Origin of the sequence: Mesorhizobium japonicum MAFF 303099, assembly GCF_000009625.1 — a bacterium.
In the GTDB taxonomy this organism is placed as follows: domain Bacteria; phylum Pseudomonadota; class Alphaproteobacteria; order Rhizobiales; family Rhizobiaceae; genus Mesorhizobium; species Mesorhizobium japonicum.
Genome location: NC_002678.2, coordinates 4,511,745 through 4,534,032, shown reverse-complemented (window position 1 = coordinate 4,534,032; position 22,288 = coordinate 4,511,745). Strand labels below are relative to the sequence as shown.

Below are 22,288 nucleotides of genomic sequence, written 5' to 3'. Positions count from 1 at the left end.
CTGATACGCTAGCCGGATGACAGAAAAAAGAAACGGTTCCAAGGAAAACTAGGGCAGTATCAGTGCGTCGGCAAATGAACCGAGAAGGCGGCGCCCTTGCCGACCTCGGATTTGATCGTCAGCCTGGCATTGTGGCGCGTCAGGATGTGCTTGACGATGGACAGGCCAAGGCCAGTGCCTTTCTGGGTCCGGCTGGTCTCGACGTCGATGCGATAGAAGCGCTCAGTGATGCGCGGAATGTGCTCCTCGGGAATGCCGGGACCGAAATCCCGGATGGTGACGTCGATGCCGGGTTCGGAACCGTCATCGGCGTGCGCGATCGACACCACGACCCGGCCGCCGGACTGACCGTATTTGCAGGCGTTTTCCAGCAGGTTCTCGAAAACCTGAAACAGCTCGTCACGATCGCCCGGCACGTTGAGAGGTCCCTTGGCGAAATCGCGCTCGATGACGACGCTGTTTTCGTGGGCAAGCGGGGCCAGTGAATCGATGACGCTGTCGACGGTCTGGCGCAGGTCGACCTCGGTTCCGGGCTTCAGATAGGGCTTCATCTCCAGCCGGGACAAGGACAGCAGATCGTCGATCAGACGCGCCATGCGGCCGGTCTGGTTCTGCATGATCTGCAGGAATTGCTCGCGCGCCGCCGGATCGTTGCGGGCCGGTCCGCGTAGCGTTTCGATGAAACCGGCGATCGAGGCGAGCGGGGTGCGCAATTCGTGGCTGGCATTGGCGATGAAATCGGCGCGCATGCGGTCGATCCTGCGCGTTTCGCTCTGGTCCTTGAACACCAGCACATAGAGGTCGGTGCCGTGCCCGACCGAGGACGCGCTGACCCGGTAGGCCCGTTCGACCGGCAGCTTCTCGGTATAGTCGACGACATCGGAAGCGATCGTGCCCGACAGCACGCTGTCGAGCAGGGTCTGCATTTCCGGCGCCCGGAATTTCAGCGGCAGCGACAGGCCCGGCGCGATGCCGCCGAAAGCGGCAAAGGCGGCGGCGTTGGCGTGGACGATGGTGGCGGAGCGGTCGAAGATGATCAGCGGGTCGGCGACGGCCGCCGCCAGATATTCGCCCGACAGGCGCTGCAGGCCGATCGCCTCGATCGCGGCGGCATTCTCGCCGGACTGGCGCAGGCCGGTGGTTGGCAACAGTGCGGCAGCGAGCAGCAGAAGCAGCGCCGGCACTAGAACATAGGCGGAGATCCCCGCGAAGGCAAAAGCGATCAGGATACCGATAACGCCAGCGACGAGCAGCCAGCGGCTGTTCCACAGCCGGATGGCCATGGCTTGCGCCACACTTGCCTGCTCTGCGCTTTGCTCAGCCATCCGCGCGTCCTATAGCCCTCTCGGGCGCTGTCCGGCCGCATGGCAACTTCCTGCTAGACCGGCATGGAGGCTCCCAATAGCATGAGTCCGCAAGCTGAAAAGGGTTCGTCTCGATGAAAAAGGCCAAGGAAAATCCCGCAACGCCAACGTCAGGTCCGCTGAAGATCAGGATCGGGGGCAAGGAGCGGGAGTTCGACATCGAGAATCCCGAGCTCCCGGACTGGGTCGAGGACAACAAACTGACCGCGGGCGGCTACCCCTACGACAAGAAGATGAACAGCGATGAGTATGACGAGACGCTCGAGAAATTGCAGATCGAGCTGGTCAAGGCGCAGGCATGGCTGCAGGCGACCGGCAAACGGGTGATGGCGTTGTTCGAGGGCCGCGACGCCGCCGGCAAGGGCGGAACGATCTTCGTGGTGCGCCAGTATCTCAATCCGCGCACGGCGCGCAACGTGGCGCTGACCAAGCCGACCCCCACTGAACTGGGGCAATGGTACTACCAGCGTTATGTCGACCATTTCCCGACGGCGGGCGAATTCGTCACCTTCGACCGCTCCTGGTACAACCGCGCCGGCGTCGAGCCGGTGATGGGCTTCTGCACGCCCGAACAGCATGAGAAATTTCTCGATGAGACGCCGCATTTCGAACGGATGATCGTCAACGACGATATCCACTTCTTCAAATTCTGGCTCAACATCGGCCGGGAAACGCAGCTCGAGCGCTTTCACGATCGCCGCTACAGCCCGCTGAAGAGCTGGAAGTTCTCGCCCATCGATGTCGCCGGCATCACCAAATGGGACGATTACACCAAGGCACGCGACAGCATGTTCAAGCGCACCCACAAGGAGTTCGCGCCATGGATCATCGTGCGGGCCAATGACAAGCGCCGCGCGCGGCTGGCGGTGATGCGGCGTATCCTGTTGTCGCTGCCCTATGAGGGGCGCGATCTCGATATCGTCGGCAAGGAAGACAAGAAGATCATCGGCGAAGGGCCGTCATTCCTCGGCAAGGAAGGCTAGGCCTTCTCGCGCCGCGCGGCCATCGGCAGCGCGGCGCGGTTGCTTAGGCCGCGAGCCGGGCTATCCGCTGCAGGCGCCGCAGCGTGGTGTCGTCCTGCAATGCCTGCTGGAACAGCGATATCTCCTGGTCGATGCGGTCGCACAGCGCACCGGTGTTGCCCTTGAGCAGGCCGCGGGTCTGCAGCAGGGCGGCAACCGGCTTCTTGGCGAGCTGCCTGGCGCGGCCGAGTGTCGCCTCCTCTACGCCGTCATGCACGATCTCGGCGACGAGGCCGAGTGCCCTCGCGTCCTCGGCGTGGAGCGTGTCGCCGAGACAGAAGAAGCGGAAGGCGCCGGCATAACCGAGCTTCTGCGGCGCCAGGATGCTGGTCGCCGCATCCGGCACAAGGCCGAAATCGACGAACGGCACCCGGAACGTGCTTTCATTCGAGGCGATCACCATGTCGCAGTGGAACAAGATGGTGCAGCCGACGCCGACGGCATCGCCGTCGACGCAGGCCAGGATGGGCTTGGGGAACGTCGCCAGCGTGCGGAACATATCGGTGACGGCGGCGATCAGCTTCTGATGCTTGGTGGCGTCGAGGAATTCGGAAAAGTCGCCGCCAAGGCAGAAGCAGCCTGCCAGGCCGCGCAGCACGACGACACGCACCTCGTCATTGTCGGCGGCTTCGTGGAATGTCCTGGCAAGGCTTTCATAGGCCCTTCTGTCGAGCACCGGCCGGCCGTCATTCGACGACACGGTGACGATCAGCGTGTGGTTGCGCAGTTCCGGTTGCGGGTGCGGGTTCATGGCCATCTCCAACCTCATGACGCCCTCCTTTGGCCGAACATGTCGGGATATCCCCGCGCCAGGACGGGAGCATGGTGATTGCGGCGCGAACGCACCACGTCCAGCGTGTGCTCGTTGAAAGAGAGCAGGGTCGCCACGACCTGCTGATTGCCATAGGTGCGCTGATAGCCCAGCGGCGTCGCGAGGAAATGCAGCTGCAAGGCGCGCAACACCCACATCGGCTCGAACTCGATGATCACCTTGTCGACGCCGCGCTTCAGCCCCCACTCGACGAAGCCGGCAATCAATTCGGTGCCGACGGTCGAGACGCCGCGACGGCCATCGCGAAAACCGGGAGCCACCGCATAGCGGGTCAATTCCCAGATGTTGGGGCCCGATGGCGGCGTTCCTTCGGAAAGGTCGGTCAAGACCTCGGTCAGCAAATGGGGCCGCGTGGTCGGTAACATCCGTTGATAGCCCGCGACTTCGTTGCCTCTGAGGACGATCTGATGCACGGCCTCGTCATGGTCGAACTGGTCGACCTCGAATCCGTCCGGGCGCCGCAGGTCCTCCCACCCCATCTCTTCGACAAATATCTGGTAGCGCAGGCGATGGACGGCTTCCCAAAGATCGGGACGTTCCATCAATTCTTGAGTTGTAAGACAAAAAAGCATGCCGTCGTCTCCTGGGTTTAAGAGGAAGATACGGCCGTGCCTCAACGAGAAAATTGCGTGATCACGTAGGCAAGAAATTCTAGGTCGGCACGGCCGACCTAGCTAATGTAGCCCCGCCTTATCGCTTCGGCGACCGCCTGGACCCGGTTGACGGCACCGAGTTTGCTTTTGGCGTTAAGAAGATGTTTCTCCGACGTGTGTTCGGAGATGCCGAGGATTTGCGAAATCTCCCATTCCGACTTGCCAACGGCGGCCCATTGCAGGCATTCGCGCTCGCGCGGGGTCAGTTCGATATGGTCGATGGTCTTGGTCGCCATGGTGTGGAGTTGCATGGCGCGGCCAACGGCATAGGTCGAAACCAGCGACACCAGGCCGAACTCGGCGGCCGACAACTGCATGGCCTCGCCACCCAGCGACACCATGACGATCTGGCCATCCAACGTGATCAGCGGGAAGGCCAGGCCGTCGCGCAGCTTGAACGCGCCGGCATCGCCCATCACCTCGCCGCTGCTCTTGTCGAAGCTAATGCCCTGGGCGGCTTCGCGCCACTGGAACGGCGCTTGCAACTGCTTCATGTGGCTGACCACCGGATCGTGATCGACATAGTTGCGCGCCACGTAGCGCTCCAGCCATTCGACAGGCCAGTCGCAAAGCAGCACATGCTGCTTTTGCTGCTCGCTCGGTGTGCCTGGCTGCGGGACGGTTCCCGCCATCAGCGCGGTCAGACCGAAATCCGACGTTATGCCCAACAGTTTCTCGCAGACCGCCGCCGCCGTTCCGGCGTGTTGCAGTTGGTCTATGTATTCCAGCGTACGATCAAATTGACCCATCGCAACATCAACCCCATGTTGCCTCATGCATTGAGATCAATGGTCCATGCGTTGTCTGCATTTGGCCACCGACCACGGATTGCAACGCGCACATTCTCGGTTGTGGTTCTCGACCCTGGTCCCCCAACCAAGGCAGCCACCGCTGTTTGCAAACGTGCTAAAGCATATCCTGAAATTGGCGCGTTGAAATCAAAAACCATTGTGCCTGTACCATTTTCGTACCAAAACCGGTGCGAACACGAGTGCGGCGGAGTTCTATCGTGGCGTTCCAATGGAGGTTCCTGGTCCTGGCGTCGCTGCTGATCGCGGCGCTGCCATCGGCTCCAGGGGCGCGCGCGGCCGAACCGCAGGTGCCGGTATTATGGGACGCCAAGGAACGGTTGCCGAAGCCAGACCTTTCAGCGCTGCCCCGGCTGCGCTTCCTGACGACCACGGATTTTCCGCCCTTCAATTTCCTCGATGGCACGGGAAAGCTGTCCGGTTTCCACATCGACCTGGCGCGCGCCATCTGTGCCGAACTCGGCATTGCCGACAAATGCCAGATCCAGGCATTGCCCTGGGGCGAGCTTGAAGGGGCACTCGAGAAAGGCGAAGGCGAAGCGATCATCGCCGGCATCGCCGCGACGCCGCAATCGCGCCAGACATACGCCTTCTCGCGCTCGTATCTGCAGTTTCCGGCGCGCTTCATCACGCCGAAGAACAAGGCGTTTGCCGAACCGATCTTCGACAAGCTGCGCAGCAAGCGCGTCGGCGTTCTCGCCGGCTCGGCGCATGAGCGCATGCTGCGCGACTATTTCAACACGGTCCAAATCGTCTCCTTCGACGGACCGGAGACCCTCTACAGCGATCTCAAGGCGGGCAAGATCGATGCCGCCTTCGGTGACGGCATGCGTTTCGCCTTCTGGCTGGGCGGCTCAGATGCAGCCGGGTGCTGCCGTTTTGCCGGCGGTCCTTATCTGGCGCCCGAATATCTGGGCACGGGCATGGCTATCGCCACAAGGGCGGACAATCCGGCGCTGGCCGCGGCACTAGACTATGCGCTGCAGGAGATTTCGATGAAGGGCACCTTCGCCGAATTCTACCTGCGCTATTTCCCGGTAAGTTTTTTCTGATCCGGTCCCGGTCAGCTTTTTCTGATTCCAGAGCACGGTCTAGGGTTTGTTGAGATTCAGGTCAGGCCGAGCCGACAATGGTGGGTTCTGAGAACCGTACTTAAAGTACGTGAGCACAGTTCTACTGCGGCGCAGTAGAACGGGGAAGCACAGGAAATCGCCACTAGCAGGCCGGCATCACCTGAATATCAATGAACCCTAAGTCAGGGTGCGCAGCCGCGCCTTTGCCGCACGGCCGATGGCGGCGACGGTCAGGGTATCGAGATCGAGCTTACGGCGGATCAACTGCAGCACCCGCACTTCCTCCATGCGCATTTCGAGATCGACGGCGGCCACTTCGAAGGCGACGGCATAGGCGGTGTCGTGCAAGCGCTCCGGCAGGGCTTCGGCAATTTGGGCCAGGACACCCTCAAGGCCGTCCTTTTCTTGCAGCAGCTTCTGACAGGCCTGGGCGACAGGAACCAGCCGGTCCTGCTTGAAATCCTCGAACACCGGCCATGAGCGGACCACGTCGCCGATCCGGGCCAGTTCGACATCGGTCATGTCACGGTCTGAGGCCGAGGTGATGACCATCAGGTAGATCAGGGCTTCATGCGGGGTCGGCGACGGCATTCTTTACTCCTTGAACGGGTTTCGAAGGTAGGAACGGGGGTCGAAGGTCGCAAGGAAAAAGCGCCCCACGCGTTGACGCTCCGGCCATGCGCGCCTAGAGGACCGGTTGAAAATCGACACTGCGGCCATGCCATCGAAACAATCTGGCCGGCGAACAATTTGGAAAACAGGACCATGGCGGGATCAAACACAATCGATCTCAACCCCGAGCTGCTGGCGGCTGCGGCCGAAAGCAAGGCATGGCCGTTCGAGGAAGCCAAAAAGATCATCGAGCGTTACAAAGGCGGCGAGTTTCCCGAAACGATCCTGTTCGAGACCGGCTACGGTCCATCGGGCCTGCCGCATATCGGCACGTTCGGCGAGGTGGCGCGCACCTCGATGGTGCGCCACGCGTTCCGCGTGCTGACGCAGGACAAGGTCGCCACCAAGCTGCTGTGCTTCTCCGACGACATGGACGGGATGCGCAAGATCCCCGACAATGTGCCGGATCGCGCGGCACTCGAGCCGCACCTGCATAAGCCGCTCTCATCGGTTCCCAATCCGTTCGGCGGCGACTATGCGAGCTTCGCCGATCACAACAATGCGATGCTCTGCCGCTTCCTCGACACGTTCGGCTTCGACTACGAATTCGCCAGCGCGACGCAGTATTACAAGTCGGGCCGTTTCGACGCGATGCTGCTGCGGGCCGCCGAACGCTACGACAAGATCATGGCGGTGATGCTGCCGACGCTCGGGCCGGAGCGGCAGGCGACCTACAGTCCGTTCCTGCCGATTTCCCCGAAGAGCGGCCGGGTGCTCTACGTGCCGATGAAGCATGTCGATGCCAAGGCCGGCACCATCACTTTCGACGATGAAGGCACCGAGACCACGCTTTCGATCACCGGCGGCCGGGTGAAGCTGCAGTGGAAGCCGGATTTCGGCATGCGCTGGGCGGCGCTCGGCGTCGATTTCGAGATGTTCGGCAAGGACCACCAGACCAACGCGGTGGTCTATGATCGCATCTGCAACATATTGGGCGGGCGCGCGCCGGAGCATTTCGTCTACGAACTGTTCCTCGACGAAAACGGCCAGAAGATCTCGAAGTCAAAGGGCAACGGCCTGACCATCGACGAGTGGCTGACCTATGCGCCGACCGAAAGTCTCGGGCTCTACATGTACCAGCGGCCGCGGCAGGCCAAGAAGCTCTATTTCGACGTCATTCCGAGGGCGGTGGACGAGTATTACACCTTCCTGGGCGCCTACCCCAGGCAGGACTGGAAGGAGCGGCTGGGCAATCCTGTCTGGCACATGCATGACGGCAACCCGCCAGCAATCGACATGCCGGTGCCGTTCTCGCTGCTGCTCAACCTGGTCAGCGCCTCCAATGCGCAGAACAAGGATGTGCTGTGGGGCTTCATCTCGCGCCATACGCAAGGCGTGACGCCAAAGACGCATCCTGAGCTCGACCAATTGGTCGGCCACGCGATCCGCTATTTCGACGATTTCGTGCGGCCGACGAAGACCTTCCGTGCGGCAGACGAGGTCGAGCGCGAGGCGCTCGAAGCCCTGGACGCGGCGCTTGGTGCATTGCCGGCGGATGCCGGCGGCGAAGCGATCCAGAACGCTTCGCTCAACGTGGCGCGCAAGATCGAACGCTATCAGGATCATTCCAAGCAGAGCCCGGAGGGTGGCCCGGGCGTTTCGGGCGCCTTCTTCCAGATGATCTACCAGGTGCTTATCGGCCAGGAACGCGGCCCGCGCTTCGGCTCGTTCGCCGCGCTCTACGGCGTCGCCGAGACCCGCGCGCTCATTCAGCAGGCGCTGGCTGGTCAGCTGGCTTGAGGGCGCCGTCGACCTCCTCCAGGATCGAACCCGGCGCCTGAGGCGCCGGGGCTGGCGCGGGCGGCACCGCTGATATGCCGCCAAGGTTCGGCGCCGGTCCGAAAATTCCCTTCTTCGCGCTTTGCGCCTTTTCGCCAGCCTCGACATAGGGTCCGCCCTTGGCGGCACGCGCCCAGCCGTTATCGACCAACCATTGACCGACGTCCTGCTTGCCGATCCGGCATTGCGCCGCGATGCGGTCGCGGCCGCCTTCGGGCGGCACCGTGCAGACCACGGCACGGCCGCGCAGGAAGGCGCGGAACGCCGTGCGCGCGCGGATGCCGCACGGCCAGGACTTGCCGTCGGTGGTACAGGACTCGTCCTGTGGCACAGCGTCTATGCCGGAAATCGCGACCGAATAGCCTTTCGCCTCGATCAGCCCGGCGGCCGTCGCGACCGGCTGGAACAGCTTCGTGCCGTTCCAGTCATCGGGCATCTTCGGCTTGGGCGGCATGGCCAGCGCCAGCTTGCTCAGCGGCTCGCGCGGCTCGACCCGCTCCAGTTCCCCGGTGGGCAGCTCCGGCGGCGCGACGACATCCGGATCGATCGCCCGCGAATGCACCGCCGGCTTTGGCGGTGGCGCAGCGGCGGGCGCGGGAATGGCTGACGTGGCCGGCTCTTCAGACCCGGCCTCGGCGCCGGCTTGCGGGATCGTGTCCGCGCCGGGATCGATCTGATCCACCGCGACAGTGACTTGGCTTCCTTTCAGCGTGCGGCCGCCGGCGACGACCAGGGCCGCCATCACCGGGACCATCACAACCGCCATGATGAGATGAGGAAACCGCACCAGCCCGACCTACTGGCTTGCCCAGACAATCCGCGCCACCCATTCGACCTCGCGCATGGGGATGTCGCGGTCGGGGTGATCGGGATTGAGCGAGACCAGCGCGATCGACTTGACGGTCTGGCGGTCGAGCACCTTGGCCATCACCTCGCCCGACGTGGTCTTGACGACGACGCGATCGCCCTTGCGGGTGACAGCGCCCGGCTCGACGATGAGGACGTCGCCATTGCGATAGAGCGGCAGCATGGAATCGCCTTGCACCTGCAGGGCATAGGAGCTCTCGGTCGATTGCGCCGGCAGTTCGACCAGATCCCAGCCTTGCCCCGCCGGAAAGCCGGCATCGTCGAAAAAGCCGCCGGCTCCGGCCTGGGCAAAGCCGAGCAGCGGCACGGAGCGCCTGTGGGCGGGCGCGGTGCTCATGCGGCCTTCGATCAGCCCGGTGAATTCGTCGAGCGAGGCACCCGTCGCCTCGATGATCTTGGCCAGTGATTCGGTCGAAGGCCAGCGCGGCCGGCCATCGGACGACAGGCGTTTCGACTTGTTGAAGGCAGTCGAATCGAGCCCCGCGCGCCTTGCCAGACCTGACGCCGAAAGCGAATAACGCTCTGCAAGAGCATCGATGGCGGCCCAGACGCGGTCGTGCGAGAGCATGTCGTGCTCTCCTTCCAGACAGGAAAAAATGCCTTTTCCTTCTAGTCTCTGCATCCCGGTTTGTCCACCGGACGCACTCTGATGGCACACCTTCGTGAAGGCTGCCGAAATGATGATCTCCGCTGGTCAGCGGGTCCCTTTGGTCAGGACGCGCAGCCCCTGGTGCGACGTCATGAAAATCCGCTCCGCCTCGGTCGGTGGCCGCGGATTCGCCGCGCGACCAAGCGCGGCGACGACCTCGTCGATATCGAGAAAGCGGCGCGCCTTGCGGTCGTAGACACCGGCGGTCGTCAGGATCAAGGCGGCCGTCTCGCCATTGTCGAGGACGAAACGGTGCTTGCCGATGACCTGGCTGCCTTCCCAGGTTTCGATCGACGACACCACTTCGAAGCGGCGCCACAGCCTGATCTCACGCGCATAGACTGCCTGCAGCCCGCCCATCATCGGCGCCCAGCCATTCTTGCGCGCCAGCGTGATCAGGCCGGCACGGACGAACAGGTCGATGCGGCCGAGATCGGCCAGCATCATGTAGCGCGCATTGTTGAGGTGGACGTTGAAATCGATATCGGTCGGCAGGCAGCGAAAGGCCAGCCGGCTCTCACCACCCATCATATAGGGGCCACGGCTGCGCGCCGTGGCCAGCATGCGCGCCATGCGCGCCCAGACATACATAACCTGCCGTCAGGCGGCCTGTTTCACGTCGCCCTTGGCGTAGGGGTCGAAGCGCTGGTAGAAGGTTTCGCCCTTTTCGGCCATGTCGAGTAGCAGCTTGGGCGCCTTGAACTCGACGCCGTATTTCTTCTGCAGTCCCTTGGCGATCTTGACGAATTCCTTGGCGCCGATGCCGTCGATATAGGACAGCGCGCCGCCAGTGTAGGGCGCGAAGCCGAAGGCCAGGATCGAGCCGACATCGGCCTCGCGCGGATCGATGACGATGCCCTCCTCCATCACGCGCGCCGCTTCCAGCGCGATGGTGACCAGCAGCCGCTGCTGCAACTCCTCATAGTCGACCTTCTCGGCCGCAAGCTGCGGATAGAGGTCCTTCAATCCCGGCCACAGCTTCTTCTTGGCGGGCTTGGCCGGATAATCGTAGAAACCCTTGCCGTTCTTGCGGCCGAAGCGGCCATGATCGTCGACCATTGTGTTGATCAGCGCCATCTGCTCGGGGTCGACGGCCTTGTCGCCGAGATCCCGGATGGTCTGCTTCATGATCTTCTGGGCAAGGTCGATGGCCGTCTCGTCGGTCAGCGCCAGCGGACCAACCGGCATGCCGGCGGCCTTCGCCGCATTCTCGATCATCGGCGCGGGCACGCCCTCGATCAGCATCTTGTAGGCTTCCGACATGTAGCGCAGCACGCAGCGGTTGACGTAGAAGCCGCGCGTGTCGTTGACGACGATCGGCGTCTTCCTGATGGCGCGGACAAAGTCGATCGCGGTGGCCAGCGCCTTGTCGCCGGTCTTCTTGCCGAGGATGATCTCGACCAGCATCATCTTGTCGACCGGCGAGAAGAAGTGGATGCCGACGAAATTCTTCGGCCGCGCCGAATTCTTCGCCAGCGCGGTGATCGGAATGGTCGAGGTGTTCGACGCGAAGATCGCCGACGACTTCAGCACGGCCTCCGCCTGTTCGGTGGCGGCCTTCTTGACGGCTGAGTCCTCGAACACCGCTTCGACCACGAGGTCGCAGCCCGCAAGGTCGGCGTAATCGGCCGTCGGTGTGATCAGCGACAAAAGCTGGTCCTTCTCCTCCGGCTTGGCGCGGCCCTTCTTGACCTGATCCGAGACGAGGCTGTCCGAATGCGCCTTGCCCTTTTCGGCCGACTCCATGTCGCGGTCGAGCAGCACCACCGGAATGCCGGCCTTGGCCGTCACATAGGCGATACCGGCGCCCATGAAGCCGGCGCCGAGAATGCCGATCTTCTTGAATTTGGTTTCCGGCACGCCGGCCGGGCGGCGGGCGCCCTTGTTCAGTTCCTGCAGCGAGACGAACAGCGAGCGGATCATCGCCGCCGCTTCCTTGGTCTGCATGATCTCGGTGAAATAGCGCTGTTCGATCCTGAGTGCGGTGTCGAACGGCACCAGCAGGCCTTCATAGACGCATTTCAGGATCGCGGCGGCGGCCGGATAGTTGCCATAGGTCTCGCGACGCAGGATGGCGATGGCCGGCGGCCAGAGATTGAAGCCGGCCGGCGAATAGATCTGACCGCCGGGCAATTTGAAGCCCTTCTCGTCCCAGGGCTGGACGGCTTTCAGTCCGTTCCTGATCATGGCCTTTGCCGTCTCGACCAGCTTGGCCGGCTCGGCAATCTCGTGGATCAGGCCCATGGCCTTCGCCTTCTGCGGCGACAGATTCTGGCCGGAGGTCAGCATCTGCAGCGCCTGCTGCTGATCGGTCAGGCGCGGCACGCGCTGGGTGCCGCCAGCGCCGGGGAAGATGCCGACCTTGACTTCCGGCAAGGCCATCTTGACCTTGTCTGAATCAGCGGCGACGCGTCCGTGGCAGGCCAGCGACAATTCGAAAGCGCCGCCCATGCAGGTGCCGTTGATCGCCGATACCCAGGGCTTGCCTGATGTTTCGAGCTTACGCCACAGACCGCCCATGCGGCCGGCATTGTCGAACAGCAGCTTTGCCGCCTTCTCCGGATCCTTGGTCTTTTCCCTGGCGAACACAGCAAGCATCTTCTGCAGCATGGTGAGATCAGCGCCGCCGGAGAAGCTGTCCTTGCCCGAGGTAATCACCGCACCCTTGATGCCGGCGTCGGCCACCACCTGGTCGATGATCTTGTCGAGTTCGCCCATCACCTCCTCGGTGAACACGTTCATCGAGCGATCCGGCATGTTCCATGTGACGAGCGCAATGCCGTCGGCGTCGGTGTCGAGGGTGAAATTGATGTAGCTCATTGTTCTCTCCCCGTCAGACGCGTTCGATGATCGTTGCGGTGCCCATGCCGGCGCCGATGCACAGCGTGACCAGCGCGGTGTTCAGATCGCGGCGCTCGAGTTCGTCCAGCACCGTGCCGAAAATCATCGCGCCTGTGGCGCCGAGCGGATGGCCCATGGCGATGGCGCCGCCATTGACGTTGATCTTGTCGTGCGGGATGTCGAAGGCCTGCATGTAGCGCAGCACCACCGAGGCGAAGGCCTCGTTGAGCTCGAACAGGTCGATGTCCGAAAGCTTCATCTTGGCGCGCTTCAACAGCTTCTCGGTGACGTCGACCGGGCCAGTCAGCATCAGCACCGGCTCGGAGCCGATATTGGCGAAGGTGCGGATGCGCGCGCGGGGCTTCAGCCCCATGGCTTTCCCCGCCTTCTTCGAGCCGAGCAGCACGGCCGCCGCGCCGTCGACGATGCCGGACGAGTTGCCGGCGTGGTGGACGTGGTTGACCTCTTCCACCTCCGGATGCTTCTGCACCGCGACCGCATCGAAGCCGCCCATTTCGCCGGGCATGACGAAGGACGGGTTGAGCGAAGCCAGAGACTGCATGTCGGTCGAAGGCCGCATGTGCTCGTCATGGTCCAGAATGGTCAGGCCGTTCTGGTCCTTGATCGGAATGACCGAATTCTTGAAGCGGCCGTCGGCCCAGGATTTGGCGGCGCGCTTCTGGCTCTCGACCGCATAAGCGTCGACGTCATCACGGGAGAAACCGTATTTGGTGGCGATCAGGTCGGCCGAGATGCCTTGCGGCACGAACCAGCCGGGCAGGCCAACCGAAGGATCCATGAACCAGGCGCCGCCGGAGGCGCCCATGCCGACGCGCGACATGGATTCGACGCCACCGGCAATGACGATCTCGTCGGCGCCCTGCGCGATCTTGGCGGCGCCGAAATTGATGGCGTCGAGACCCGAGGCGCAGAAGCGCGAGATCTGCATGCCGGGCGCCTTGGTGTCATAGCCTGCCTCGAAAGCGGCGGCGCGCGGAATGACCGAACCTGCCTCGCCGACCGGATCGACGCAGCCGAAGATGATGTCGTCGACGGTACCTGTGTCCAGCCCATTGCGGTCGCGCAGCGCTTCCAGCGTCTTGGCGGCGAGCCGCACCGCCGGCACTTCGTGCAGCGATCCGTCCTTCTTGCCCTTGCCGCGCGGCGTGCGCACGGCGTCATAGACATAAGCTTCGGCCATTTTCGTGCTCCTTGGGTTTGCCGACGGCGCTTTCAGAGCGAGCGGCCGATCAGCAATTTCATGATCTCGTTGGTGCCGCCGTAGATGCGCTGGACGCGAGCGTCGCGGAACATGCGGGCGATCGGGTATTCATTCATGTAGCCATAGCCGCCATGCAATTGAAGGCATTCGTCGACGACTTTGCCCTGCAGGTCGCTCAGCCAGTACTTGGCCATCGAGGCCGTCACCGGATCGAGCCCGCCATTGATGTGGCGTGTGACGCAATCATTGTAGAAGACGCGGCCGATGGTCGCCTCGGTCTTGAGCTCGGCCAGCTTGAACTGGGTGTTCTGGAAATCGATGATCGCCTTGCCGAAGGCCTTGCGCTCCTTGACGTACTCGATGGTCAGCGCCAGCGCGCGCTCGATCATGGCGATGGCGCCGGTGCCGATCTGCAAGCGCTCCTGCGGCAGCTGCTGCATCAGCTGGATAAAGCCCTGCCCTTCCTCGTGGCCGAGCAGATTGGAGGTCGGCACACGCACGTCGTTGAAGAACAGTTCCGACGTGTCGTTGGCCTTCAGGCCGATCTTGTCGAGGTTGCGGCCACGCTCGAAACCTTCGACCTCGTCGGTCTCGACGACGATCAGCGAGGTGCCCTTGGCGCCCTTTTCCGGATCGGTCTTGGTGACGACGATGATGAAGTTGGCCAGCTGGCCGTTGGTGATGAAGGTCTTGGAACCATTGATCCTGTACTGGTTACCGTCCTTCTCGGCCCGCGTCTTGACGCCCTGCAGATCGGAGCCGGCGCCCGGCTCGGTCATGGCGATGGCGCCGATCAGCTCGCCGGTGGCGAGCTTCGGCAGCCATTTCTTCTTCTGCTCTTCCGAACCGTAGTGAAGGATGTAAGGCGCGACGATCGAATTGTGCAGGCCGATGCCGAAACCGTCGACGCCGACATGGCCGATCGCCTCGATGATGGCGCTCTCATGCGCGAAGGTGCCGCCGGAGCCGCCATATTCCTCCGGCATCGAGGCGCAGAGCAGGCCGGCGGCACCGGCCTTGCGCCAGCTTTCGCGGTCGACCATCTCGTTCTTCTCGAACTCGTCGTAGCGCGGCGCGATCTCCTCCGACATGAAGCGGGTTGCCATGTCGTAGAGCATGCCGACCTCGTCCGCGGCCCAGGCGGGCTTGGGAAGGCCAAGTATTTCGGCGGGGTTGGTCATGTGGGTATGGTACTCCTCCCAGAGCGCATCGTCAGAATTGAGGTGGGCGCATTTCACGCTGCCTCAACCGACCCTCCCCTCGAGGGAGAGGGCAACCATCTTTAGAACGCTTCCGCGGGCAGGGCCATCAGCGTGTCCGCACCACTCGAAATACGGGCCAGATGGGCCGACGTCTCCGGCATGATCCGCTCCATGAAGAAGCGCGCCGTCACCACCTTGTTGTCGTAGAAGGACTGGGTGCCGTTGGCGCCAGTCTTGCCCTGAGCCGCCTTGGCCATCTGTGCCCACATGTAGCCCAGCGCCACAAGGCCGAAGAGATGCATGTAGTCGGTCGAGGCCGCGCCGGCATTGTCGGGCTTGGCCATGCCGTTTTGCACCAGCCACATGGTCGCCGCCTGCAGATCGTTGAGGCCCTTCTTCAGCCCCTTGGTGAAGGGCGCCATCTTCTCGTCGGCGCGGTTCTCCTCGCAGAACTCGCCGACCTCCTTGAAGAAAGCCTGGATGGCGCGGCCGCCATTCAGGCCGAGCTTGCGGCCGACGAGGTCGAGCGCCTGGATGCCGTTGGCGCCCTCATAGATCATGGCGATGCGGGCATCGCGCACGAACTGGCTCATGCCGTGCTCTTCGATGTAGCCGTGACCGCCGAACACCTGCTGCGCCATGACGGCGTGGTCAAAACCCTTGTCGGTGAGCACGCCCTTGACCACCGGCGTCATCAGGCCGGTGTAGTCGTCGGCGGCCTGCCGATCCTTGTCGTCGGCGGAGCGATGCGCGATGTCGGACTTGATCGCCGTCCACAGCGCCAGCGCGCGGCCGGCCTCGTTGAAGGCCTTCATGGTCATCAGCGAGCGGCGGATGTCGGGATGGACGATGATCGGGTCGGCCTTCTTGTCCGGCGCCTTGGCGCCCGACAGCGAACGGCCCTGCAAGCGGTCCTTGGCGTAGGCGACGGCGTTCTGGTAGGCGATCTCCGACAGCGAAAGCCCTTGCAGGCCGACGCCGAGGCGGGCCTCGTTCATCATCGTGAACATCGCCTTGAGGCCGCCATTCTCCTCGCCGAGCAGCGTGCCTTCGGCCTCGTCATAGTTCATGACGCAGGTCGAATTGCCGTGGATGCCCATCTTCTCCTCGATCGAGCCGCAGGAGAGCGTGTTGCGTTCGCCCGGATTGCCCGAAGCATCGAGCTTGAACTTCGGCACGATGAACAGCGAAATGCCCTTGACGCCTTCCGGCGCGCCCTCGATGCGGGCCAGCACGAGATGGACGATGTTTTCCGACATGTCGTGCTCGCCGGCCGAGATGAAAATCTTCTGGCCCGAGATCTTGTAGGTGCCGTTGCCGTCCGGCACCGCCTTGGTGCGCAGCAGGCCGAGATCGGTGCCGCAATGCGGCTCGGTCAGGTTCATGGTGCCGGTCCAGGCGCCTTCCACCATCTTCGGCAGCCATTTGGCCTTCTGCTCGTCGGTGCCGTGGGTGATGATCGCCGCGATCGCGCCCTGCGTCAGCCCCGGATACATCATCAGCGACATGTTGGCCGAAACCATATATTCGGCGACGGCGGTGTGCACGGCATAGGGCAGGCCCTGGCCGCCGAACTCGACTGGTGCAGCCAGCCCCATCCAGCCGCCCTCGCGATACTGGTCGAAGGCTTCCTTGAAACCTTTGGGCGTCGTCACCGAGCCGTCGTCGTGACGCACACAGCCTTCCATGTCGCCGACACGGTTGAGCGGATGCATGACGTTTTCAGCGAGCTTGGCGCCTTCGGCCAGGATCGCTTCCAGCACGTCGGGCGCGGCGTCGGCAAATCCGGGAAGGTTCGAATAGCGCTGATAGCCCAGCACCTCGTTGAGTACGAACAGCGTATCCTGGACCGGTGCCCTGTATGTCGGCATGCTTTTTCTCCACCCTGCGGACCTGGTCCGAAAGCCCCCGAATTCATGTCAGGGCGGCATGCGGACCCGTGTTGAAGCCGGGATAGCAAAAATTGACGTTTGCGTAAACGTCAATTTTTTCGGTGCGACAAGATTTCCCGCCCAACCCCTGCTTGGTGAAGGTAGCGGCGCGACGTCATGCAGGCCAGCGCCGAGGGAACCAGCTGGGCAGAAGCAGGCAACGAAAAAGCCGCGCGGCAGAGCCACGCGGCTTTAATGGTCGAGACTCCGACTGAGTCGGAACCGGTAGTTTGCTTTAGCTCGCGACGCTCGCCTGCGGCGCTGTGCGCTCGGCCAACATCTGGCGCACCGCCGACATCGAGCCGCTAAGCTCGTTGATGGCGTCGTCGATCAGCGCCCGCTGCTTCTGCAGGCGGGCAAGCTGCTTCTCCGACTTGTCCAGCGCCAGCCGCAGCTGCTTGGTGTTGGAACCGGTCGGATCGTATAGATCCATCATCTGCTTGACGTCGCGCAGCGAAAACCCGACCTTGCGGCCGAGCAGGATCAGCTTCAGCCGGGCCTTGTCGCGGCGCGTGTAGAGACGGGTGGAACCGTCGCGCTGCGGGTTGAGCAGGCCCTTGTCTTCGTAGAAACGCAGCGTACGCAGCGTCACGCCGTATTTCTTGGCCATTTCGCCGATGCGGGCGAGATCCTCACCGGCTTCGACAGATGCATTATTGGTATTGGCCGCGGTCTCGCCGGCCGACATAAGCTTCATGGTCACTGGCTTTCCCCGTCTGGTGGCGTCGCGGTCCTGGACCATGCGTCGCCTGACTGGAAGCGGGGGCGTGCTTCCGGCCGTGGTTTCGACAAACAAAATCGCAAACAGCACACTCAAATGCGCCTTTTACGTTTACGTCAATTCTATACCGATAGCCGCCTCATGACGCAAGGGGCGTTCTGTGAAGGTGCTTTATGCCGCACCGCGGCAGCGGCCGCGAACTTCCTTCGAACTTCTTAAGCTTGGTTAACGCGTTGTTTACCACGTTGGGGGAAATGTGGGCGCGTCGGCTACCCGTGTTTATCCTGTATCGAATTTTTCACGGTTTTTCGGAGCGCGGGTGAACCCCCGGGAAGCTTGTCTTCCACCGTGGAAGCGCGGTCGCCTTCGTTCCGGCAGGGACTTGGGGAGCTGGTCGCAAGCCGGCCAATCTGAAAGACGGACGCACCGATGAACAGCAAGCGGTCCTATCTCGACACACTCAACGCCGGCAGGCAGCGCAAGCCGCAGACCACGCTCGAGCAACTGAACCGCTCGCTGGAGACGCTGGAACAGCGGCTGGGGCAGACCCGCGAAGAGGTGACGGCACGTCCCGCTCCGCGCCAATACGGCACCGACCCACGCTATCCCGCCACCGAGCCCCGCTATCCCGCCGTCGACCCGCGTTATCCCGCCGCCCAGCCGACCGGTCAGCAGCGCTGGTATGAGGATCCGCGGCCGGCGGCGCGCCCGCAGACCCCGGCGCCGACCCCCAGCTTCGACCAAAACTACCAGGCCATCGCCCGTGACATCGACCGCGTGCGCGGCCAGGAAGACAGCGTCGCCATGGTCGGCAAGATCGCCGGCGAGTTGCGCGGCATGCGCGAGGAACTGCGCCACCAGATGACGGCGGGACTGCAGCGCGAATTCGATGCGCTGCGCAAGGACATCGATCGCGCCTTCCAGGCGAACGGCAGGCCCGGCACAGCGGGCAAGGGCAGCGCCGAACTCGGTGTCGAATTCGAACGGCTTTCCGGCGCCATCAAGTCGCTGTCGGAGAAAAGCGACGACAGAAGCGTCAACATGCTGCGGCTGGAACTCGAGCAGGTGAAGGCCGCGCTCGACACGCTGGCGCGCGAGGAGAGCGTGCAGAAGGTCGATCGCCGCTGGGACGATTTCGACCGCCGCTGGACGGCTTTCGAAGACCGCGTCGACGCCGACCAGCGCAAGCGCTCCGACGACCCTGCCCTTGCGGGGCTGACCGACCGGCTGGAGCAGATCAGCAACGCCGTCAACAATCTGCCGGAATCGCTGTCGCTGCGCTCGCTCGAGGATAAGGTGCGCACGCTGGCCAGCGCCGTCGAACACTTCGCGGGCCAGCAGGACAATCGCGGCGGCGACACGCTTGCCATGATCGACGAGCGGCTGGACGAGATTTCCCGCGCCATCGTTGCCTCGACCGTCGCGGCACAGGCCAATTCGGTCGACCACGAAGCCTTCGACCGCATCGAGAAGCGCATCGACTCGCTCGCCCGGCAGATCGAGGAAGTGGCGCAGGATCGTCCCGGCACCGCGGTCATGGATCGCCTGAGCACGCTGTCGAGCCGCGTCGACGAACTCGCCGGCCGCGCCAATTTGCCCGAACAGGCGATGGAACGGCTAGCCAAGCAGATCACCCTCATCGCCGACAAGATCGACCAGGCGCCGGCCATGCCCGATGCCGATTACATCTTCCACGGGCTTGAGCAGCGCTTCGACGTGCTGTCAGGCATGATGGAACGCCGCCAGGGCGATGCCATCGAACAGGGAAACATGCTGTTTCGCGATCTCGAACGTCGTCTCGATGAGGTTGCCGACCGGCTCGACCAGCGCCTTGCGCCGCAGATCGACAGCGCCGGCATCATGGAGGCCATCGACGCCCGCTTCACCGCACTCGCCACGCGCATGGAGACGCGCGTCGCCGATCCTGGCGGCGAAGCGGCGATCCGCGGACTGGAAAGCCGGCTCGAGGACATTTCCAGCCGGCTCGACGCCTCTGCGGCCCAGGTGGCCGGCATCGATCCGGCGCTGATCCGCAGCCTGGAGGCGCAGGTCGCCGGCCTGTCCGCCCATCTGTCCAGGCCCAGCACGCCGCTACCGGAATTCGAGGACATCAGCCCGCGCCTCGACGAAATCGAGAAGGCGCTGGCCGGTACCCGTGATTCCATCCTCGGCGCGGCACGCGAAGCGGCCGAGAACGCGGTGCGTTCGCTGGCCGGGTCGAACGCCAATGCATCGGCGGTTTCCGGACTCGCCCAGGACCTGAAAACGCTGGAGACGCTGACACGGCGTTCCGACGAGCGCAATTCGCGGACTTTCGAGGCCATCCACGACACACTGCTCAAGATCGTCGACAGGCTGGGTTCGCTGGAAACCGGTGAACCGCCCGAAGCGGTAAGCGAACTCCTTGACACGCGCCAGGATGAGGCGGCCGGCAAGCGCCGCACACGAACCGCCAAGATGGCTGTCGAAGCGCCGTCGATGGATATCGACGAGCCGATGCCGCTGACCGGCGACATGGCCGATCTCGATGGCCGCGCCGCCACCATAATGCGTAACGAACAAGGTCCGCGCAGCGACCTCGGTATGCGTGGCGACCTGGGCACGCGCTCGCCGGCGGAAGCCGCCGCTGCCGCCGCCATGGCCGCACTCGGCTCCGACACCATCGCGGAGAGGGATCAGCCGGCAGGCCGCAAATCGATGTTCGGCGGGCTGGCCCGCGCCTTCAGGGGCAAGAAGGCGGCTGATATTCCGCCGCTGGCCGGTTCGGCGCCGAGCAGCGATATTCCGACTGTCGATCTCGACGAGCCGCTCGACCCGAAAGCGGCCAACCGCCCGCTGGAGCCAGGCTCCGGCGCACCCGACCTCAACGCCATCATGAAGCGGGTACGCGACGAGCGTGGTCAGCCGGCAAAGCTTGGCGAAAGCGACGCCGCGAAATCGGATTTCATCGCAGCCGCGCGGCGCGCGGCGCAGGCCGCCGCCGCGGAGGCCGACGCCCTGAAGCGCCAGTCGACGGTGAAAGGCCCTGTGAAGGCGCTCAGGATCGGCGACCTGCTCAAGGCGCGGCGCAAGCCGATCCTGATGGCGGCGGCGGCGATCATGCTGGCGCTTGCCGGCCTGCAGCTCGGCAAGGCGTTCCTCTCGGATCCCGTTCAGGTGGCAAACAACGACGCCGCACCGATCGTTGCCGCGCAGCCAGTGCAGACGGCATCCGTCGACACGGCGAGCCAACCGAAGACGGAAGTCCAGCCGGCAGCGACGGACAACGCACCGGCCCGTGCCGTCAGGCAGGCCGAAGCATCCGCGCCCCCGACCAAGGACGACATGGCGGCGCAGACCGCCCTGGCGATGCCATCGGACATGGACGCTATGGCGAATACGGTGCCGGTTGCGGAGCCCGCAGCCCCGCCTGCCGCTTCGGCCGCCCCTTCTGGCCCGATGGCTTCGGCCGCTCCGGCGCCGGCGGAACCTATTGCCACAACCCCGATGGATGCGACGGCCTCCGAGCCGGCCAATGTCGCCGGCGCTGCGCAACCGACGAATACCGATGCCCAGCCGGCGGCGGCTGCCCCAACGGCGGCCAACGAGACCATCGCCAAGGACACGACCGGCGCCGTTGCGCCGGCAGATGCTTCCAAGACGGCAGCCGCAAACAAGTTCGACATTCCGGCCGATGCCGGCCCGGCCGCGCTGCGCGATGCCGCCGCTGGTGGCGACGCCAAGGCGCTGTTTGAGATCGGCTCGCGCTACGCGGAATCGCGCGGCGTCAAGGAAGACATGGCGGCAGCCGCCAAATGGTACGAGAAATCAGCGGAACTCGGTTTCGCGCCGGCCGAATACCGCATCGGCAATTTCTATGAGAAGGGCATCGGCGTCGCCCGCGACATCAAGAAGTCGAAGACCTGGTACCAGCTGGCCGCCGAGCAGGGCAATGCCAGCGCCATGCACAATCTGGCTGTGTTGTTCGCCATGGCCGCCGATGGCGTGACCGACAATGAATCGGCCGCGCACTGGTTCCAGGAGGCCGCCGATCTCGGCGTCAAGGACAGCCAGTTCAATCTCGGCATCCTCGCCGCCAAGGGCGTCGGCATGAAGCAGAACCTCGAGGAATCCTACAAATGGTTCGCGCTCGTCGCCAAGACCGGCGACAAGGATGCGGCCGCCAAGCGTGACGAGATCGCCAATGCGCTGCGGCCCGAGCAGCTCGAGCGGGCGCGCGCCGCGACCGAACTGTGGAAAGCCAAGCCGCTCAATGCGGCGACCAATTCGGCCGACATTCCCGAATCCTGGCAGGAAGGCACGCCGCAGATGACCGCCGGCATCGACATGAAGAAGGCGGTCAAGAACATCCAGCTCATCCTCAACAAGAACGGCTATGACGCCGGCGGCGCCGACGGCGTCATGGGCGAGAAGACCAAGAACGCGATCATCGCCTTCCAGACCGACAACAAGCTGCCTGCGACCGGCGCCGTCGATGAAAAACTGGTGCGGGCGCTGCTGGCGCGCAAATAACAGCGAAGCGTCGTTTCCACGACGCTCTTGCCACACATTTGCCTGTTAACTGATTGAGATATTTTTTGTTTCAGCGCGGCGACGGGGTTTGACCCCGCCGCCGCGTTGGCGCAAGGAAAAATTGGCTTTTCGGTGCGAG

Annotated in this window: 17 protein-coding genes; 4 read left to right on the top strand and 13 right to left on the bottom strand. The window is 63.7% G+C overall.

The features are described 5' to 3' along the window. Window positions 1–59: 59 nt before the first annotated feature. The gene (locus MAFF_RS23090) at window positions 60–1,325 is read right to left on the bottom strand and encodes an ATP-binding protein (protein ID WP_010913389.1); all 1,266 of its coding nucleotides are present in this window, start codon (window positions 1,323–1,325) and stop codon (window positions 60–62) included. Between the two features lie 113 nt (window positions 1,326–1,438). Here MAFF_RS23090 and ppk2 point away from each other — a divergent pair, with 113 nt between their 5' ends. After that, a complete protein-coding gene (ppk2, locus tag MAFF_RS23085; protein ID WP_010913388.1) occupies window positions 1,439–2,347 on the top strand; it encodes a polyphosphate kinase 2 in 909 nt (302 codons plus the stop codon). A gap of 43 nt (window positions 2,348–2,390) precedes the next feature. Here ppk2 and MAFF_RS23080 read toward each other — a convergent pair whose 3' ends face one another. The 3 genes from MAFF_RS23080 to MAFF_RS23070 all read right to left on the bottom strand — a co-directional run bounded on the left by MAFF_RS23080 (window position 2,391) and on the right by MAFF_RS23070 (window position 4,620). After that, window positions 2,391–3,155: an enoyl-CoA hydratase-related protein gene (locus MAFF_RS23080; RefSeq protein ID WP_244420589.1), complete on the bottom strand. Its 765-nt coding sequence runs from the start codon at window positions 3,153–3,155 to the stop codon at window positions 2,391–2,393. After that, on the bottom strand, window positions 3,152–3,790 hold the full coding sequence (locus MAFF_RS23075) for an acyl-homoserine-lactone synthase (protein WP_010913386.1): 639 nt from the start codon (window positions 3,788–3,790) through the stop codon (window positions 3,152–3,154). Before MAFF_RS23075 ends, MAFF_RS23080 begins: the two co-directional genes overlap by 4 nt. Before the next feature lie 98 nt (window positions 3,791–3,888). Continuing rightward, window positions 3,889–4,620 carry a helix-turn-helix transcriptional regulator gene (locus MAFF_RS23070; RefSeq protein WP_010913385.1) on the bottom strand — a complete coding sequence of 244 codons (732 nt, stop codon included), beginning with the start codon at window positions 4,618–4,620 and terminating at the stop codon, window positions 3,889–3,891. Between the two features lie 299 nt (window positions 4,621–4,919). Here MAFF_RS23070 and MAFF_RS23065 point away from each other — a divergent pair, with 299 nt between their 5' ends. Then, window positions 4,920–5,732, top strand: coding sequence for a transporter substrate-binding domain-containing protein (locus MAFF_RS23065; protein ID WP_425280338.1), 813 nt, complete (start codon window positions 4,920–4,922; stop codon window positions 5,730–5,732). A gap of 198 nt (window positions 5,733–5,930) precedes the next feature. Here the strand turns inward: MAFF_RS23065 and MAFF_RS23060 are convergent, their stop codons facing one another. Further along, the gene (locus MAFF_RS23060; protein WP_010913383.1) at window positions 5,931–6,344 is read right to left on the bottom strand and encodes a tellurite resistance TerB family protein; all 414 of its coding nucleotides are present in this window, start codon (window positions 6,342–6,344) and stop codon (window positions 5,931–5,933) included. Window positions 6,345–6,518: 174 nt separating this feature from the next. On the opposite strand from MAFF_RS23060, the gene MAFF_RS23055 reads away from it, so the two are divergent. Further along, the gene (locus MAFF_RS23055; protein WP_010913382.1) at window positions 6,519–8,165 is read left to right on the top strand and encodes a lysine--tRNA ligase; all 1,647 of its coding nucleotides are present in this window, start codon (window positions 6,519–6,521) and stop codon (window positions 8,163–8,165) included. Here MAFF_RS23055 and MAFF_RS23050 read toward each other — a convergent pair. From MAFF_RS23050 to MAFF_RS23015, 8 genes are all read right to left on the bottom strand, one after another. Next, window positions 8,131–8,991 carry a thermonuclease family protein gene (locus MAFF_RS23050; protein ID WP_348624194.1) on the bottom strand — a complete coding sequence of 287 codons (861 nt, stop codon included), beginning with the start codon at window positions 8,989–8,991 and terminating at the stop codon, window positions 8,131–8,133. The genes MAFF_RS23055 and MAFF_RS23050 overlap by 35 nt on opposite strands. Before the next feature lie 9 nt (window positions 8,992–9,000). Further along, window positions 9,001–9,639 carry a S24 family peptidase gene (locus MAFF_RS23045; protein ID WP_010913380.1) on the bottom strand — a complete coding sequence of 213 codons (639 nt, stop codon included), beginning with the start codon at window positions 9,637–9,639 and terminating at the stop codon, window positions 9,001–9,003. A 126-nt stretch (window positions 9,640–9,765) separates the two neighbouring features. Then, window positions 9,766–10,311, bottom strand: a complete 546-nt coding sequence (locus MAFF_RS23040; protein ID WP_010913379.1) for a thioesterase family protein — start codon at window positions 10,309–10,311, stop codon at window positions 9,766–9,768. 9 nt (window positions 10,312–10,320) lie between these two features. Then, window positions 10,321–12,540: a 3-hydroxyacyl-CoA dehydrogenase NAD-binding domain-containing protein gene (locus MAFF_RS23035; protein ID WP_010913378.1), complete on the bottom strand. Its 2,220-nt coding sequence runs from the start codon at window positions 12,538–12,540 to the stop codon at window positions 10,321–10,323. 13 nt (window positions 12,541–12,553) lie between these two features. Next, window positions 12,554–13,762 (bottom strand): acetyl-CoA C-acetyltransferase, encoded by a 1,209-nt coding sequence (locus MAFF_RS23030; RefSeq protein ID WP_010913377.1) that lies wholly within the window; start codon window positions 13,760–13,762, stop codon window positions 12,554–12,556. A 32-nt stretch (window positions 13,763–13,794) separates the two neighbouring features. Continuing rightward, entirely contained in the window at window positions 13,795–14,964 is a 1,170-nt protein-coding gene (locus MAFF_RS23025) for an acyl-CoA dehydrogenase family protein (RefSeq protein WP_080511916.1), read from the bottom strand. A 101-nt stretch (window positions 14,965–15,065) separates the two neighbouring features. Continuing rightward, entirely contained in the window at window positions 15,066–16,856 is a 1,791-nt protein-coding gene (locus MAFF_RS23020; protein ID WP_010913375.1) for an acyl-CoA dehydrogenase, read from the bottom strand. 295 nt (window positions 16,857–17,151) lie between these two features. Next, window positions 17,152–17,613, bottom strand: a complete 462-nt coding sequence (locus tag MAFF_RS23015; protein ID WP_080512094.1) for a MerR family transcriptional regulator — start codon at window positions 17,611–17,613, stop codon at window positions 17,152–17,154. Between the two features lie 453 nt (window positions 17,614–18,066). On the opposite strand from MAFF_RS23015, the gene MAFF_RS23010 reads away from it, so the two are divergent. Then, a complete protein-coding gene (locus tag MAFF_RS23010) occupies window positions 18,067–22,149 on the top strand; it encodes a peptidoglycan-binding protein (protein ID WP_010913373.1) in 4,083 nt (1,360 codons plus the stop codon). Window positions 22,150–22,288 lie beyond the last annotated feature (139 nt).

Bases quoted from the DNA above. Each gene is read 5' to 3' on its own strand.
- MAFF_RS23090 (WP_010913389.1), bottom strand. From the start codon at position 1,325: ATGGCTGAGCAAAGCGCAGAGCAGGCAAGTGTGGCGCAAGCCATGGCC.
- ppk2 (WP_010913388.1), top strand. From the start codon at position 1,439: ATGAAAAAGGCCAAGGAAAATCCCGCAACGCCAACGTCAGGTCCGCTG.
- MAFF_RS23080 (WP_244420589.1), bottom strand. From the start codon at position 3,155: ATGAGGTTGGAGATGGCCATGAACCCGCACCCGCAACCGGAACTGCGC.
- MAFF_RS23075 (WP_010913386.1), bottom strand. From the start codon at position 3,790: ATGCTTTTTTGTCTTACAACTCAAGAATTGATGGAACGTCCCGATCTT.
- MAFF_RS23070 (WP_010913385.1), bottom strand. From the start codon at position 4,620: ATGGGTCAATTTGATCGTACGCTGGAATACATAGACCAACTGCAACAC.
- MAFF_RS23060 (WP_010913383.1), bottom strand. From the start codon at position 6,344: ATGCCGTCGCCGACCCCGCATGAAGCCCTGATCTACCTGATGGTCATC.
- MAFF_RS23055 (WP_010913382.1), top strand. From the start codon at position 6,519: ATGGCGGGATCAAACACAATCGATCTCAACCCCGAGCTGCTGGCGGCT.
- MAFF_RS23045 (WP_010913380.1), bottom strand. From the start codon at position 9,639: ATGCTCTCGCACGACCGCGTCTGGGCCGCCATCGATGCTCTTGCAGAG.
- MAFF_RS23040 (WP_010913379.1), bottom strand. From the start codon at position 10,311: ATGTATGTCTGGGCGCGCATGGCGCGCATGCTGGCCACGGCGCGCAGC.
- MAFF_RS23035 (WP_010913378.1), bottom strand. From the start codon at position 12,540: ATGAGCTACATCAATTTCACCCTCGACACCGACGCCGACGGCATTGCG.
- MAFF_RS23030 (WP_010913377.1), bottom strand. From the start codon at position 13,762: ATGGCCGAAGCTTATGTCTATGACGCCGTGCGCACGCCGCGCGGCAAG.
- MAFF_RS23025 (WP_080511916.1), bottom strand. From the start codon at position 14,964: ATGACCAACCCCGCCGAAATACTTGGCCTTCCCAAGCCCGCCTGGGCC.
- MAFF_RS23020 (WP_010913375.1), bottom strand. From the start codon at position 16,856: ATGCCGACATACAGGGCACCGGTCCAGGATACGCTGTTCGTACTCAAC.
- MAFF_RS23015 (WP_080512094.1), bottom strand. From the start codon at position 17,613: ATGAAGCTTATGTCGGCCGGCGAGACCGCGGCCAATACCAATAATGCA.
- MAFF_RS23010 (WP_010913373.1), top strand. From the start codon at position 18,067: ATGAACAGCAAGCGGTCCTATCTCGACACACTCAACGCCGGCAGGCAG.